This window comes from Paenibacillus sp. EPM92 (assembly GCF_016586185.1).
Lineage (GTDB): Bacteria > Bacillota > Bacilli > Paenibacillales > NBRC-103111 > Paenibacillus_G > Paenibacillus_G validus.
Genome location: NZ_BCPS01000072.1, coordinates 15,090 through 29,564, shown reverse-complemented (window position 1 = coordinate 29,564; position 14,475 = coordinate 15,090). Strand labels below are relative to the sequence as shown.

Annotated in this window: 15 protein-coding genes and 1 pseudogene; 1 reads left to right on the top strand and 15 read right to left on the bottom strand. The window is 47.0% G+C overall.

Going from position 1 to position 14,475, the window contains the following annotated elements; genetic code table 11:
• Positions 1–183 (top strand): annotated as a pseudogene (locus JMF85_RS28125) (hypothetical protein); the annotation flags it as partial.
• A gap of 506 nt (positions 184–689) precedes the next feature.
• Here the strand turns inward: JMF85_RS28125 and JMF85_RS16870 are convergent.
• The 15 genes from JMF85_RS16870 to JMF85_RS16800 form a co-directional block, all read right to left on the bottom strand.
• Complete coding sequence (locus JMF85_RS16870; RefSeq protein WP_201318565.1) at positions 690–1,340, bottom strand: GntR family transcriptional regulator; 651 nt, start codon at positions 1,338–1,340, stop codon at positions 690–692.
• Between the two features lie 154 nt (positions 1,341–1,494).
• Complete coding sequence (locus tag JMF85_RS16865; protein WP_141335887.1) at positions 1,495–1,974, bottom strand: flavin reductase family protein; 480 nt, start codon at positions 1,972–1,974, stop codon at positions 1,495–1,497.
• A 5-nt stretch (positions 1,975–1,979) separates the two neighbouring features.
• Complete coding sequence (gene dmpG / locus JMF85_RS16860) at positions 1,980–2,990, bottom strand: 4-hydroxy-2-oxovalerate aldolase (protein ID WP_054796241.1); 1,011 nt, start codon at positions 2,988–2,990, stop codon at positions 1,980–1,982.
• 44 nt (positions 2,991–3,034) lie between these two features.
• Positions 3,035–3,943, bottom strand: a complete 909-nt coding sequence (locus JMF85_RS16855; protein ID WP_127609761.1) for an acetaldehyde dehydrogenase (acetylating) — start codon at positions 3,941–3,943, stop codon at positions 3,035–3,037.
• Positions 3,943–4,704, bottom strand: a complete 762-nt coding sequence (locus JMF85_RS16850; protein ID WP_201318564.1) for a 2-keto-4-pentenoate hydratase — start codon at positions 4,702–4,704, stop codon at positions 3,943–3,945. The genes JMF85_RS16855 and JMF85_RS16850 overlap by 1 nt, the downstream gene beginning before the upstream one ends.
• Before the next feature lie 26 nt (positions 4,705–4,730).
• Positions 4,731–5,612 (bottom strand): VOC family protein, encoded by an 882-nt coding sequence (locus JMF85_RS16845; protein ID WP_201318563.1) that lies wholly within the window; start codon positions 5,610–5,612, stop codon positions 4,731–4,733.
• Between the two features lie 15 nt (positions 5,613–5,627).
• Positions 5,628–6,140 (bottom strand): cupin domain-containing protein, encoded by a 513-nt coding sequence (locus JMF85_RS16840; RefSeq protein ID WP_155614092.1) that lies wholly within the window; start codon positions 6,138–6,140, stop codon positions 5,628–5,630.
• A 29-nt stretch (positions 6,141–6,169) separates the two neighbouring features.
• Positions 6,170–7,642, bottom strand: coding sequence for a 4-hydroxyphenylacetate 3-hydroxylase family protein (locus tag JMF85_RS16835; RefSeq protein WP_155614093.1), 1,473 nt, complete (start codon positions 7,640–7,642; stop codon positions 6,170–6,172).
• A gap of 2 nt (positions 7,643–7,644) precedes the next feature.
• Positions 7,645–8,508 (bottom strand): alpha/beta fold hydrolase, encoded by an 864-nt coding sequence (locus JMF85_RS16830; RefSeq protein WP_054796247.1) that lies wholly within the window; start codon positions 8,506–8,508, stop codon positions 7,645–7,647.
• A gap of 98 nt (positions 8,509–8,606) precedes the next feature.
• Complete coding sequence (locus tag JMF85_RS16825; protein ID WP_054796248.1) at positions 8,607–9,314, bottom strand: ABC transporter ATP-binding protein; 708 nt, start codon at positions 9,312–9,314, stop codon at positions 8,607–8,609.
• Positions 9,307–10,053, bottom strand: coding sequence for an ABC transporter ATP-binding protein (locus tag JMF85_RS16820; protein WP_236595881.1), 747 nt, complete (start codon positions 10,051–10,053; stop codon positions 9,307–9,309). Before JMF85_RS16820 ends, JMF85_RS16825 begins: the two co-directional genes overlap by 8 nt.
• A gap of 13 nt (positions 10,054–10,066) precedes the next feature.
• Positions 10,067–11,056 (bottom strand): branched-chain amino acid ABC transporter permease, encoded by a 990-nt coding sequence (locus tag JMF85_RS16815; RefSeq protein WP_155614096.1) that lies wholly within the window; start codon positions 11,054–11,056, stop codon positions 10,067–10,069.
• The gene (locus tag JMF85_RS16810) at positions 11,056–11,922 is read right to left on the bottom strand and encodes a branched-chain amino acid ABC transporter permease (RefSeq protein ID WP_127609775.1); all 867 of its coding nucleotides are present in this window, start codon (positions 11,920–11,922) and stop codon (positions 11,056–11,058) included. Before JMF85_RS16810 ends, JMF85_RS16815 begins: the two co-directional genes overlap by 1 nt.
• Before the next feature lie 30 nt (positions 11,923–11,952).
• The gene (locus JMF85_RS16805) at positions 11,953–13,182 is read right to left on the bottom strand and encodes an ABC transporter substrate-binding protein (RefSeq protein ID WP_201318562.1); all 1,230 of its coding nucleotides are present in this window, start codon (positions 13,180–13,182) and stop codon (positions 11,953–11,955) included.
• An 85-nt stretch (positions 13,183–13,267) separates the two neighbouring features.
• Entirely contained in the window at positions 13,268–14,389 is a 1,122-nt protein-coding gene (locus JMF85_RS16800) for a zinc-dependent alcohol dehydrogenase (RefSeq protein WP_127609779.1), read from the bottom strand.
• Positions 14,390–14,475: the final 86 nt, after the last annotated feature.

Below are 14,475 nucleotides of genomic sequence, written 5' to 3'. Positions count from 1 at the left end.
AATTACATATTTTATTATTCGAATCCGTATTCAGGTAAGAACGAATGTTCGGGAGTGATTGTCATGAGGCAACAAGAAAGGATGACTTTGAAGAAATTTCAAGTGAAGCTCGATTCGGATCAAGCATGCCGTGAGCATCTGGTTCAGCTCGCTGGTCTAAGGGGGTTTCATGAGTTAACTTGAGATCCAATATATTAAAGCGCTTTCACAAACCTTAGCAGCCCAGGTTGGGCGGCCCCGATACAGTAACGTCCTAAAAAATCCAAGATCAACAAAACCAAAGAAACTCTTCAAATAGTCCAAATACTCTTCTAGCCCCCCTTCATTAGAACCTGATCGGCAGGCATCATTACGCAAAATATTTGAAGATTGAACAACAACAGAAGAAATGATATTCTAGTATCTTAGTTTATGGTAAGTAAAGTGATGTTTGCGGTTTCGTTCTTTTATTGTGATTCTAATATCTTAGTTTGAGCATAAATCATTCATTCAAAAATGTCAACCGTAAAATGTTGATGTCGTTGTTTCAAGTTCCTGTAGTTATCAGGAGCCGCCTATACAGCGGCCGCGGTTTGCCTGATCTCGGTCTCATCTATTCCACTGAGGCGAGCCCTAATAAACAAGCTGGCACGGGTATTCAGCCATATGTCAGCTTGTTTGATCCTTTATATTGTGCAACATTGTGATTGTTAAAGTTTTGTTGTTTGAGGTAGTTGTGTTTTTTGGATCAATGAGGCGAATGTCGATACATGGGCTTCCATCAACGTACGGGCGCCTACTGCATCTTTTGTTGCAATTTTTTCGATAATCATATCGTGCTCCGTGACTGTACTTGTTTGATTTTGGGAAAAAGAAGGAATATTACACAGGAAAAAATCATTCAGATCCCATTGGCTTTGCGTGATGTTAAGTAATTTTTCCGATCGGGACATCTTTAGAATCCCATAATGCCATTCTCTGTTTTTGTTAAAGTAACGATCTTTGGAATCATGCTCTTGTACCAATTTAGCCAATTGTTCATTAATCATATATAATTCTTGAACCTCATGGTCTTCCCTTCGTTGTGCGGCCAGAAAGGCTGCCATGCCTTCCAATGCCATAACGGTTAAAAAATGATCGACCATATGTTCCTGCGTGTACTTTTTTACCCTGCATCCGGTTTGGGGCACGATCTCCACAAAATATTCAGCCTCTAATCGCTTCAAGGCATCGATGACTGGACGCCTGGAAACTTCAAGCTCTTCTGCGATCTCTATGACCGAGATCTCATCCCCGAACGTCCACTTTCCCGAAATCAGTCCGTCTTTTATATATTCATAAGTTCGAATCGTTTTCGACAATGTGATTTCCCTCATATTCGCTCTTACTTCCTCCAATTACAACTTATATGTCATAGTATACATAATATCGTGTCAATTATCTATTTTAGCATTGTATGGCTTTATTTTCTAGCTGGCGAACTCCATTTCATGATTATATGCCCCAGTCGTAATATCACCCGGAATTCCCCTTTAGTTCCAGTTTCTGATACTTTCCTGCAAAGAAGATCAGTGGTTCTCCCCCTTGTTCATAGGAAAGCCATTCCACTTGTCCGATATACAACGTATGATCTCCGGCTTCATGCTGCTCGACAACCTCGCATGCCACATAAGCGAGTGCATTTTCAATAAAGGGTAAACCCTCTCTCCAAAAAAATGAGGGAGCCTCCTCCATTGGATGACCGGCAAAATGGCGAGACACCGCTTCCTGGTCATTCTTCAGGATGCTGATCCCATACTTTCGTGTCTTCGGCAACAGTTGATGCATTTTCGCTCTATGATCAATCGACACTAAAACCAGTGGGGGATGTAAGGAAACCGATACGAACCCGTTAGCAGTCATTCCATGGATTTGATCCCCCTCCGATGTCGATACGATCGTGATTCCGGAAGCAAAACGTCCCATCACATTGCGATATTCAATCGGTTCGATCATCCTGATCACCCTTTCATCTCAGATAATTCGGCGGCTACATCCAGGATCCAGTCCTCCTGGCCCGCCACCGCTTTGCGGCGGCCCAGTTCCATCAAAATATTTCTGGGATCCACACCAAACTTCTCACCTGCGTTTTTCGCATGGATAAGAAACGTTGAATATACACCCATACATCCGATCGTCAGCGCGTCCCGGTTGATAATCATCTGGTCATGCATGACCGGATTCACGATATATTCTGCAGCGTCCATAATCTTAAACAAATCGATTCCTGTTTCATAGCCCAGGCGGGATAATACACCTACAAGAACTTCCGTTTGAGTATTCCCCGAGCCCGCGCCCAAACCGCGTGTACTGGTATCTATGTTCAACGCGCCCGCTTTAATTGCTGCAATACTATTGCCGATGGCCAAACCCATATTGTTGTGACCGTGAAAGCCGATCGGAATTTGTAAAACTTTCCTTAATGCGTCTACTCTGTCCGAAACATCATCAGGCATCATGGTTCCTGCCGAGTCCACAATGTACACCGTATCGGCTCCATAAGACTCCATCAATCTAGCCTGTTCTGCCAATTCCTCAGGTGGAAGCATATGCGCCATCATGAGAAACCCTACGGTTTCAAGACCAAGTTCTTTGGCTAGTCCGAAATGCTGCTGTGACACATCAGCCTCAGAACATTGCGTTGCAATGCGCACCATTTCAATTCCGATATCTTTAGCCTGCATTAATTCTTTCTTGGTGCCGACACCGGGAAGGAGTAATGCGGCGATTTTCGCGCGCTTACTCGTTTTTACCGCTTCCTCAATCAACTCCATTTCATCAACGAGCGACACACCGTACTGTATCGTCGAACCGCCCAAACCATCACCATGTGTCACCTCGATGACGGGAACTCCCGCCTCATCCAATGCCTGGACGATCTGCCGCACATTTTCTTTCGTAAATTGATGCCGGACGGCATGGGAACCGTCCCTAAGCGTCGTATCCATAATTCTGATCTTTTGTTCTCCCATTCCTTACCCATCCTTTCGGTCACGAGAATCGAATCTGCATCCGGTTATTCCCGCGCTAACATGTGAATGATATTTTTCGCCAGCATGTCGCCCACCCGTTTCGCGGAGGCAGTCATAATGTCAAGATTGCCTGCAGACGGAGGGAGAAAGTCTCCGGCACCTTCTACTTCCAGCAGTAAAATAACAATATCCTTTTTCCCCTGAGGAGTATCCCGTTTGTCGAATATGGGTTTTCCTCTTAGTGCATAACCAGGTACATATTGCTGGACTTCACGGACGATTAGGTCGATCGAGTGCTGAATCTGATCGCTGTCTCCGTCTTTGTAAGCGAGATATAGCGTATTACGCATAATAATCGACGGTTTGGCAGGATTAAGAATAATAATGGCTTTACCTTTTTCCGCACCGCCGATGACTTCGATCCCCCGGGACGTCGTAAACGTAAACTCATCGATATTTTGCCTCGTTCCGGGTCCGGCCGAACTGCTGGACACTGTCGAAACCATCTCTGCATATTCGACCTTTGCCACTTTGCTCACCGCATAAACGAGCGGGATCGTGGCCTGACCGCCGCAAGTGATCATATTGACATTGTCTTTATCGATATGCTCCGTTAAGTTGACGGACGGAACCACATAGGGGCCAACCGCCGCTGGAGTCAAATCGACTGCGATCTTGCCAGATTCTCTCAACCGTTTGGCGTGGCTGCTGTGCGCTTTTGCGCTTGTCGCATCAAACACGATTTGAATATCCGGATCTTCCAATACGGCGTCAATTCCGTTCGCTGAAACCGGAACACCTTCCGCTTTCGCCCTGGCAAGTCCCTCGGATTGTAGATCAATGCCTGCCATCAGGCCTAATGTCATCTGCTCCGGCTTTTTGAGGATCTTATACATTAAATCAGTGCCGATGTTTCCGGAACCTAAAATAGCAACTTTAACTTGTTTTTCCATTATTTAACATACACCTCCACAGAAGATAGTCCTTCGCCGAATGTCGCCTTATAATGACCAGGCAGAAGATCGAACGCTTTAGTGAAAGAACCGGAGAGAATGATCTGTCCCGCCTTCAAGCTTTCTCCCCACTCGGATAATTTGTTGGCTAACCAAGCAACCGAACGTGCAGGATGCCCTAGTACGGCGGCTCCGGCCGCCGTATCGATGACTTTACCATCCTTTTCAAGTACGAGTCCGATATTTCGCAAATCCATTCGATCCGGCCTCGCCATCGCGCTGCCGAGAACCATCCCCCAGTGCGAACCATTGTCAGCAACCGTGTCCACGATTTTGATTTTCCAATCTTGAATGCGGCTGTCAATCAGTTCAAAGGAAGGTAATACCGCTTTCGTCGACGCCAGAACGTCACCGGACGTAATACACGGTCCCATTAAATCTTTATCAAGTACAAAGGCAATTTCGGCTTCGATGCGTGGAGCGATCATCTCGCTCGCAGCAATGATGGATCCGTTCTCAAAGGAAGATCCCGTAAAAATTACCCCGAAATCCGGTTCGTAAACGCCTAACTGTTGTTGGATGCCTTCGCTCGTCAGCCCGATTTTTTGTCCGATAATACGGCGGCCTCTAACCTGATGCAGATCGGCTAAATGTTTTTGGATCCGGTAAGCATCCTCGACGGTTAGGGAAGGAAATGTTTCCGATAAGGGCGGGATCGCTTGCTTATTCGCCAACGCGTTGAATAAACTTTCAGCGATCATTGGAAGAGAATAATCCCTCATAACGATCAAGATCCTTTTCCGAACGATTCGGTAGGGAATTGGCCCCATGCACTGTAGGCAAATGGGAAATTGTCCCATACCTTATGACTGATCTCATGATCCGCTCTTGGCATTTCTGCGGACAACTCGATCCGATTCCCACTTGGATCCAGGAAATACGTGAACAGGTTTCCCCCCACCCGGTGTCTGCCCGGACCAACCTCGATGGAGTATCCGGCCTGCGCCAGCAAATCGGCGGCCCGTTTCATATCTTCCATACCATTTACCTGAAACGCATAATGGTGCATCGTCGTATGATCCGGCGTCCCAATTACCGCCACATCATGGTGGTAATCGGATGCATGCGACCAGGCTGCAGCCCATACGCCCGGCGCCGGTTCAAACACGTCAGAGATGCTGAAATCGAGGCCGGCTTTCAGAAATTCCACAAAACCTTTTACGTCCTGGGTATTTACGGTGATGTGGTCGGCGTCCAGCAGACCCAGGCCTCTGCTTCCTAAATGATTGACAGTCGGATGAATGTACTTCGGCCTGTCTTCAACAATGACAAGCTCAATTTGATGATTCGAGGGGGACGTGAATCTCAGCGCCGCTTTTTTACCCGGTTCCGGATCCGAAACCCGTTCGCTGGAAACGCCGATTGCGGATAATTTCTTTTCAAAATAAGAGAAATCATCATCGCTTTTCACCTGCAAGGCAAAACGACTTAAACCTGTTCCTCCTTGCTGGATTGCGATGTCGTATGTTTTGTCGGCGCCGCAGCCGAGATAAATCGTGTTATTGTCCTTGGCAATTTCGTGCAGACCAATGATGTCGCGATAAAATTCCAACGATTGCCCCAAATCATTGACTCGAATTGAAGCGTTTGCAAATTTAAAAATCCCCATGGTCAATTCCTCCAATTATTCATGCTCAGGTTTAAATTGTTCCGCAAAACTTACGAGCCCTAGACTTTCCCGGCGGTTGGCGTCTAGACTGTCCAACAGTCTGGAATTCTCGATCAGCAGCATCCTTACATCGGAATCGTTCGGATTGTAATGTCTATGCCAGATCCATGGAGGGGTATAGACAAAATCTCCCTTCGACCACTTCACAACCTGATTTCCAATTTCCGAATAACCTTCACCCTCGAGCACGTAATGGATCGATTCATGTACGTGACGCTGCAAATCTGAACTGCTGTTTGCCGGTATCCGCTGCAAATAGAATTCCATTGATTTGGCCGGAATGTCGACCAAAATTCCGATCTCGGTCGGATTGCCCGTTGCTTTACTGTCAAGCCAGATGGCATCTTCAGGATGAACGACCAAACCATCGGCTGAGATCTCTTGCTTATCACGCTGCTTCAATTTCTTCAAGTTAGCAAGAAATTCATTGAACTTTACTTCCTTGATTGAAAAGTTATCGTTTTTCATTAGATTCCCCCCTGCTTATAAGGACCCTGTCATTTTCCGACTCCTTCTTGGACCGGTTTTTCTAATTCATACGATGCAAGCAGCCTATCAACCAAGGCCAGTGATTCTGACTTGTCGTAAGCGGTATATTGCGTTTGAATCCGCAGGAACATCGGATCGCCTGAGTAGAACCGTTCGTATAATTCGTGACGGGAGCCGAAATCCGAAACAGCGATATCTGCCGCAATTTTGAACAGCTTGATTTTCTCCTCGGCCGTAACGTCGGCACCTCGGTAGTACTTGCGGATATCGCCTGCGATCGGGCTATCAAACACACCGGCATCCGCAGGTTGGTACATCAAGCCGCCGGCAATGGCAAACTGTATAATTTCCCTAACTCTCGGATACCAGCGATTTCCGGAATTACGGATCGCGTACAAAGGTGTAACATTCGGCATATAAATCCCGGCCGAGTTCGGTTGAGCGGTAACTTCGGAAGCTATTACGGCAGCCCGTATCAATTCGATATAAGTCGTTATCTCTCCCATCATGTCTTGCACATGGGGAAACTGATTGGTATTGACCATTTCTGTCGATTTCATCACAAGCCCTGCGAGAAACTGCAGCTTGGCTTGCAATCTAATTGCTGTTTGGTGCCCTGTCATCGCATTGGAGTTTAATTTCCAGATCGTGTTAACCCGTTCAACATCTTGATAGATAAACACCCTCTCCCAGGGGACGAGCACATCGTCGAAGATGACGACGCCGTCCAGCTCGTCAAATTGTGAAGAGAGCGGATGGTCATAGACGGATTTACGTGTAAAAGGCTCGCGTGAAATTAATCGGACGCCCGGCGTATTTAATGGCAAAGCAAACGAAATGGCATATTTGTAATCCTTCTCCGTCGGTTTGCGCAAGTGAAATGGCCATACAAGCATCTCGTCCGCATACGGACCGGCTGTCGCAAGCATTTTTGCCCCGCGGACAATGATTCCCTCATCCGTTTCCTTGACCACACCCAGATACGTAAATTCGTCCGGCTGCTCGGAGGGCGGTTTGGAGCGATCAACCTGCGGATCGATCAGCACGTGTGTCAGATACAGATCATTTTCGCGCACGTGTTCAAAATAATTCCGCACGTTTTCCTCATATGGCCCGAAAAAATCCGAATTCACATACCAGGCTGTTAACATCGCGCTCATAAAATCTGTAGACCGCCCCATCATACCGTACGTTTCTTCCGCCCAATCGCGGTGCATGAGCCGGCGCAAAGCCAGATCTTCCTTTGATTTAGGAACCAGAAAGGAATTGCCGATCCATTCACCGGTATCGGGAGAATTCGATAACATATAGGGCTTCTTCTCAGGTTCCCACTGCGAATCATACAATCGTGCGATCGATTGCACCGCAGGAGCGATGAGAGGATGCGTTGTGGGATCCGTAACCTTTTCCTTGCCTATCCAGGTTTCAGGCGGGTTGTTTTTTAAACGCTCGATGTAATCTATTCCTCTTCTTGCCCCCATGATTAATAACTCCCTTCTCTGATAAATGTGCGATGAATATCGTTAAATTCCCCTGCCTTCTCCCATTGCGGCCAGTGCCCGGCATCTCCAATCACATAGAGCATACTGCCGGGAATCCATGATTTCAGGAGTTGCGCTTCTTCCAGCGTTCCCGTCGGATCGTTATCGGTCCACAGCAGCAATGTCGGAGATTTTATTTGTCCGCACCACTCTGGACCCCAAGCGAAATCTTTGCGGATATCCCAGTCCTGAAGGCACACGATATGATGTACGGCTTTCTTAAACTCTGGCTGGGTATAGATTTTGTAGCGGATGGCTATGAGTTCATCGGTCACGAAACCTTTATCGTGGAACAACCATTCCAGGCGGGTCCGGACATTCTCATACGTTGCTTCCATGACCGCTTTGACCGTTGAATCTTTGACTTGCTTCATGACCTCCAACTTGTTCGTAATATTACCCGGAGTATTCAAAATCAATTTATTAACGAATTCCGGATGATGAGCGGCAGTCCAGGCCGCGACCCAACCGCCTAGCGATTCGCCGGACAGGCTGAAGGTTTCAAGTCCCAGTCCCTTCGCGACGCTAATCAGATGATCGCTTAAATAATCGATCGTGTACGGTCTATCCGGTTTGTCGCTGAATCCGTGGCCAACCATATCATAGGCAATGACCCGGAAGTTCTCGGATAATCCGCTGATGTTTCTGGCGTAAGCTTCAAGGTGTCCACCCGTTCCATGAATGAAGATCAGCGGTTCCCCTTCCCCGGCTTCCAGAATGCGCGTCCGTATACCGTTTGCGTTGATATAGTATTGCCTCAGCGGAGTTCCCACCATCTGTGACCACATGCCAATTTTCTCTCCCATAGTTCACCTCATGAATGTTATACTAGTATCTTAGTTGATGGTAGCATACATCCCTTGTAACTTCAATCACTTTTTTGAGTATTCTTGGTTTTAAAACCTTATTTGCCCATATAAATTTCCCGAACATGGTCCTGCTTTTTCAGTTCGGAGGATCGTCCTGAATCGACAACGCTACCGTTTTGAATCAAATAACCGTAATCGGCGATCTCTAGTGCCAACCACGCGTTCTGCTCCACAAGCAGGATAGACGTTCCCTGATTCGGGAGTTGCTTAAGCGCATCGAAGATCTGCTGAGTGACGATAGGAGCAAGCCCCCAGGAAGGTTCATCCAGTAACAGAATTTTCGGTTTGCTCATCAAACCTCTACCGATGGCAAGCATTTGCTGCTCTCCGCCGCTTAAGGTGCCGGCTAGCTGATCTTTGCGATCAGCTAGCTTGGGAAATATATGGTATACATACTCCATTCTCTCCCGAATTTCGGTGCGGCGTCCGGCGTACAGGTACGCTCCCAATTCCAAGTTTTCTTTGACTTTCATTTTACTGAAAAGCTGCCTTCCCTCCGGCACATGTACAATTCCCAATTTCACGGGCCAATCGCTCGGCGTGCCTATCAATTCCTCGCCATTAAAAGTAATGCTTCCTTTCACGGACGTGAGCAGTCTGGATATCGCTTTCAATGTCGTGCTTTTCCCTGCTCCGTTCGTGCCGATCAGCGTTACAACAGATTTATCCTTCACTTCGAGCGATATATTAAAGAGAACCTGAACTCTTCCATAGGAAGCAGACAAATCGTTGAGTTTAAGCACCTACGGATTCCCTCCCCAAATAAACTTCAATGACTTGAGGGTTTTGGCAAATTTCCCGGGCTATCCCTTCCGCTATCCTTTCCCCGTTATTCAAAACGATGATTTGATCGGAGACTTCCATCACAACGCCCATGTGGTGCTCCACGAGTATTGTCGTAATTCCGAGCTCCCGATTAATTGTCTTGATCGCTTCCCCGAGCCGCAAAGATTCCGCATCGTTCAATCCGGCGGCGGGTTCGTCGAGAAGCATGACTTTCGGTTCGGAGAGCAGCACGCGGGCTACTTCGATTAATCGTTGATAACCAAAGGGCAATGTGGATGCCGGCTGATTGGCAATTTGTTCCAAACCTACGATTTTCAATACTTCCTTCGCCTTTTCCCTAATCCATTTCTCTTCTTTTCTCGAGTTGGGAGTCGAAAATCCACCTGTCCAAAATCCGGATTTTGTGTAGCGATAAGCACCAATCATCACATTATCCAGTACGGTTGCGTCCTTCACGATCGATCCGTTCTGAAAGGTTCTGATGATTCCGAGATGTGCAATCTGAAAAGGGGCTTTACCCGATATTTCACGCCCTTCAAAACGAATCTTTCCGCCCGTCAACGGGAGAAAACCCGTAATCAGATTCAACAGAGTTGTCTTTCCAGAACCATTAGGGCCTATCATTGAAAATATGGTGCCTTTTTTTATGGAGAATGAAACGTTATTGACAGCTTGCAGTCCCCCAAAACGCTTCATAGCATCTTTCACCTCAAGATATGTCATTCGTTTCACCCCCTTGGACGATTCGCTTCTCCGGACTTTTCCCTGTTATCCCCGTTTTGATCCGGTTATAGACCTTAATAAATGCCTGTGATACGCCGTGTTCAACAAAGAGAATGAGAACAATCATGATCAGTCCAAGCATAAACATTCGAGGGATGGCCACGGAATGGGTGAAATCCGAGATGAAGAACCACAGAAGCGAGCCAACGAGCGATCCGATCAGAATCGCTTCGCCGCCCAACAGCATCGCGATTAGCAATTCGATCGAGATGATGACGTTAAACTGCGAAGGCACGATAATACCAAGATAATGACCCATCACCGCTCCTGAGAATGCCGCGAATACGGCGGAGAGCACGAAAAATTGAAGCTTCACTTTCGCCGTTCTTATCCCCATCGCTTCAGCCGTATTTTCACTGCTCTTCAACGTCAACAGTGCGCGCCCAACACGAGACTTCATCAGATTGCTGGAATACCAGAAAAAGATGGCGAACATGGCAACCGCGATATAGTAGTATATCGCGCGATTCGTGATTTCAAAATCTCCCCAACCGATATCGGGAATGCCGATCAATCCTGCCGGCCCACCGGTCCAAGTGTACAGGGTGCTTATAAGCGAAGTAACTGACAATCCGAAAGCCAATGTGCCCAAGGCCAAGTAATACCCCTTCAATCTCAGCAACGGATAACCGACGATCAGTGCAATCAGTGCGGTAACGGCGACTGCAACAAATATGGTGAGAAGAGAAGGCAAACCGAATTTCACCGATAAAACACCGGATATATAGGCTCCAAGACCCATGAAGGCAGCGTTACCAAGCGATATTTGTCCTCCGTAGCTCATTAACAACTGCAATCCCAAGACAGCGCAAGCCATCAGTACAGCTCTTAGAACAAGGTCCAAATCATGATAGATGAAAGGGAGGATCACGGCGAGCAACAGGAGCAAAGTATAAAATACCGTTTTTTCGCGCATTATCTCCCCCCTAAAATGCCCTGAGGCCTAGCCACTAATATAATCAACAAAGCCAAGATACTAACTAACTCATAGAAAAGCGTCGAAATGAGACCTGCAGAGAACGCTTCCAATAGTCCTAAAACCACACCGCCGACCAGCGCGCCATAGATGTGATTGATTCCACCGACAATCGCTGCGGTTAATCCTTTAATCGTTAAGCCCATACCTGCCGCATAAGTGACATAAGATAAAGGGCCGCCTACGATACCAGCCACTGCTCCGAACATAGCACATACAATAAACGCAAGGATCAGCATCTTTTCAACATGAATCCCTACTAATTTTGACCCCGTTTCGTTCTCAGAACAAGCCTCCATGGCCCTCCCGATCGTCGTTCGCGTTAAAAATACGTATAACAGGATGGAGCTTACAATGGCGGCGCCCAACACCCAAATGCTCTGAAACGAGATCGCTGCGTCTTGGAAGTTCAAAACTTTAGGTCCTGGAAACGCCGATAGGGAACGTGGGGTAGGTCCGTAAATCCATTCCAAACTTCCCTCGATGATAAACACCCATCCCACAGTCATTAACAATTTGGATAACATGTCTTTATTCCGGATCGGATGCATCGTTAAACGATGTAAAATGACCATGATTGTACAAACGGCTGCTACGACAAGGGGAATGGAAAACCAACGTGAAACTTCCCAAGAATCGATCATGGTCATCGCTAAGAAAGCGCTTAATACATACAGGTGTCCCTGTGCAATGTTAAGTATTTTGGATATTCGATACACGATGACAAATCCGATACCGACCATTGCGTAAATACCACCCGAAGTCAACGCCGAAAACAGGTATTGGATAAAAAGAGACGAACTCACCGACTTTCACCTCAAATCTGAATATAAGGATTAAGGGAGCTTCCATTTGCCTTGTTTGTTCGTTATGGTCACGATCGTATCGTCTGAATACCCCCACCGGTCATCGGCCGTAAAATTATAAGTCGACTGTACAGCCTGAATATTTTGATTGCCCTGGGAAAGATATTTACGGATTTTCTCGCGATCCGCTCCCACCTGCTTCACTGCCGCAAGTCCGATCAGAATGCTGTCGGCTCCCGCAGAATGAGTCAAACTAGGTTCGTCATCCGGATAGAGCTTCTTAAATGTAAGATAATATTTCTCTAAAAACTTCTTATGAGGATCACTGTCAGGGAGGTCTTTCCATATCATGATTTTGTCACTATAAGTAAAGACTTGACCGTCCGGCACGTCCTTAATCAAATTGAGAAATGCCGGGAAAGCATTGGCTCCGGAAATGCCTATCGGAACTTTTAATCCAACTTGCTGTGATTGGCGAATGACGATGGCAGCTGTTTCTCCGATTCCGTAACTCATGATAAAGTCCGGTTTCTGCTCTTTGATTTTGGATAGCTGCGGAGTGACGTCCAGCGCTTTGGAATCATATCTTTCGCGCGCAACGATTTCAAGCCCTTGGTCTTTATACTGCTTTATCCATCCGTCCATAAAGCTTTCAATCAATTGTCCGGTAACATCGGTGGGGTTGAGCGTAGCCCCTCTCTTCCAACCCTGCTCCAGCGCGAACTTGATGAAAGACTCGCCGCCGGTTATAAAATTGATGGTGGAAGCGACCAGCAAATCTGAGTCTTTTCCCTTGGGTTCATACCCAGCTCCTGATATGACCATGAACGGGATATTCATTTTCCGGGCGACCGGATCCGCAGCAGCCGCTATACTGGAGTTATTCCCGCCCGAAAGAAAAACAATTTCCTCATTGGAGGCTAGCTTTTCTACAATACGTGCAGCATTCTCAGGTCTGCCTGCGTCGTCTTCAACGACAAGTTCAACCGATCGGCCGTTCACGCCGCCTTCATCGTTGATCATCTGGACAGCAACTTTCGATCCCTTGAGCATCATGCTGGCAGGCAGGGCGCCTGGCCCGCTGATATCATGGAATACTCCGATTTTAATGGAACCTTGATCAGCTGCTTGTTCCGCTTCCTTTTTTTCTGTATTCGCAGGTGTATCATGGCCCGGATTGTTTCCACAAGCGGCAATTAGGGTCAACATCAAGATGCAAACACTTAACAAGATCGGCAATTTATTTTTGAACAAGCTCATTTTTATGACCCCCTATTGATTTTATATCAATGTCGAATGCTAGAATCTTAGAATTCCCGAAAAGTGAGCCCTGCAAGTATTTGATTTAGCCTCGCAGAGCCGGCATAATAACAATGCTGTTAACCTCATCATCTTTAATTTCTTTAGCCAATGTCGCCATCGCCAGGTGTGCTTCGTCCAACGGAAAAACTTTCGTCTGCAGCTTATCGAGCGGCAGGCTTCCTGCTTCGATCATGGAGATCGCACGCTTAAACGCCGTATAACTGACGCCATGTCCGCCGATTATGGTGCATGCTTTCATGATGAGCTTGTCACTGACGAAACCTTTGATCTCGGCGTTGTTTTTCAATCCAAGCAGCACGATTGTTCCGTTTTTCGCAATGACTTCAAGGGCTTGAATAACCGATTCAGTGGCATGAGGCGACAAATCGATGACGATATCTACCCCCTTACCGTCCGTAAGCTCCCTGATACGCTGAACCAAATCTTCCTTGTCAACGATAATCGAGTGATCGGCGCCAAGTTCCAGCCCTTTTCTGAGACGCTGTTCATCGAGCTGAATGCCCGCTAAGATCACTTGAGAAGCCCCCATGGCTTTGGCAACCATGCAGCACATCAACCCCCTTAAACCGGCAGCGATTACGAGCACGCGATCGCCATACTTCAGTTTAGGCAGCTCATAAGTCCAATGGATCGCTCCTCCGAGAGCGTTAAACAAAACCGCTTTTTCCGCTGCAACGGTTTTATCTATTTTACGGACCAGCGAATTGGGGTGCAGATACATGTGGGTTGCGTATCCGCCCCATAAATGAGGAGACACTTCGCAGCTTACATACGAATACCCCATCATCGTTTTGTTCCAACCGCTGCAAAGATTGAACTGGCCAACCGTACAATTATCGCAGTGGCGACAAGGAATTAGCGAGTCCACAACGACTCTGTCTCCGATCTTCACGCCCCATCTTTCCGCCGCTTTTTTACCAATCTTTTCAATGATCCCGACCACCTCATGTCCGGGGATGATGGGATATTGAATATTCAATGACTTAATCGCGCCAATGTATTGCTCTGCATCCGTGCCGCATAACCCGCATGCCTCGACACGCACCAAAGCATTCTCAGGATTCACACGCGGTTTTTCGAACTGTTCAAGCTTGATCGTACGAGGTGCGGTGAGTACTGCAGCCGTTACCATCTGTTTCGCCATGTTTATTTCCTTTCCATAACAAATATCTTTTCCATAACAAATTTCCTTTCCATAACAAATATCTTTAAGAAGTCGTTATAACGATC

What these genes read in the sequence shown, in the direction of transcription:
- JMF85_RS16865 (WP_141335887.1), bottom strand. Translation starts at nt 1,974, where the DNA reads ATGATCGAACCGATTGAATATCGCAATGTGATGGGACGTTTTGCTTCC.
- dmpG (WP_054796241.1), bottom strand. Translation starts at nt 2,990, where the DNA reads ATGGGAGAACAAAAGATCAGAATTATGGATACGACGCTTAGGGACGGT.
- JMF85_RS16855 (WP_127609761.1), bottom strand. Translation starts at nt 3,943, where the DNA reads ATGGAAAAACAAGTTAAAGTTGCTATTTTAGGTTCCGGAAACATCGGC.
- JMF85_RS16850 (WP_201318564.1), bottom strand. Translation starts at nt 4,704, where the DNA reads ATGATCGCTGAAAGTTTATTCAACGCGTTGGCGAATAAGCAAGCGATC.
- JMF85_RS16845 (WP_201318563.1), bottom strand. Translation starts at nt 5,612, where the DNA reads ATGGGGATTTTTAAATTTGCAAACGCTTCAATTCGAGTCAATGATTTG.
- JMF85_RS16840 (WP_155614092.1), bottom strand. Translation starts at nt 6,140, where the DNA reads ATGAAAAACGATAACTTTTCAATCAAGGAAGTAAAGTTCAATGAATTT.
- JMF85_RS16835 (WP_155614093.1), bottom strand. Translation starts at nt 7,642, where the DNA reads ATGGGGGCAAGAAGAGGAATAGATTACATCGAGCGTTTAAAAAACAAC.
- JMF85_RS16830 (WP_054796247.1), bottom strand. Translation starts at nt 8,508, where the DNA reads ATGGGAGAGAAAATTGGCATGTGGTCACAGATGGTGGGAACTCCGCTG.
- JMF85_RS16820 (WP_236595881.1), bottom strand. Translation starts at nt 10,053, where the DNA reads ATGAAGCGTTTTGGGGGACTGCAAGCTGTCAATAACGTTTCATTCTCC.
- JMF85_RS16815 (WP_155614096.1), bottom strand. Translation starts at nt 11,056, where the DNA reads ATGCGCGAAAAAACGGTATTTTATACTTTGCTCCTGTTGCTCGCCGTG.
- JMF85_RS16805 (WP_201318562.1), bottom strand. Translation starts at nt 13,182, where the DNA reads ATGAGCTTGTTCAAAAATAAATTGCCGATCTTGTTAAGTGTTTGCATC.
- JMF85_RS16800 (WP_127609779.1), bottom strand. Translation starts at nt 14,389, where the DNA reads ATGGCGAAACAGATGGTAACGGCTGCAGTACTCACCGCACCTCGTACG.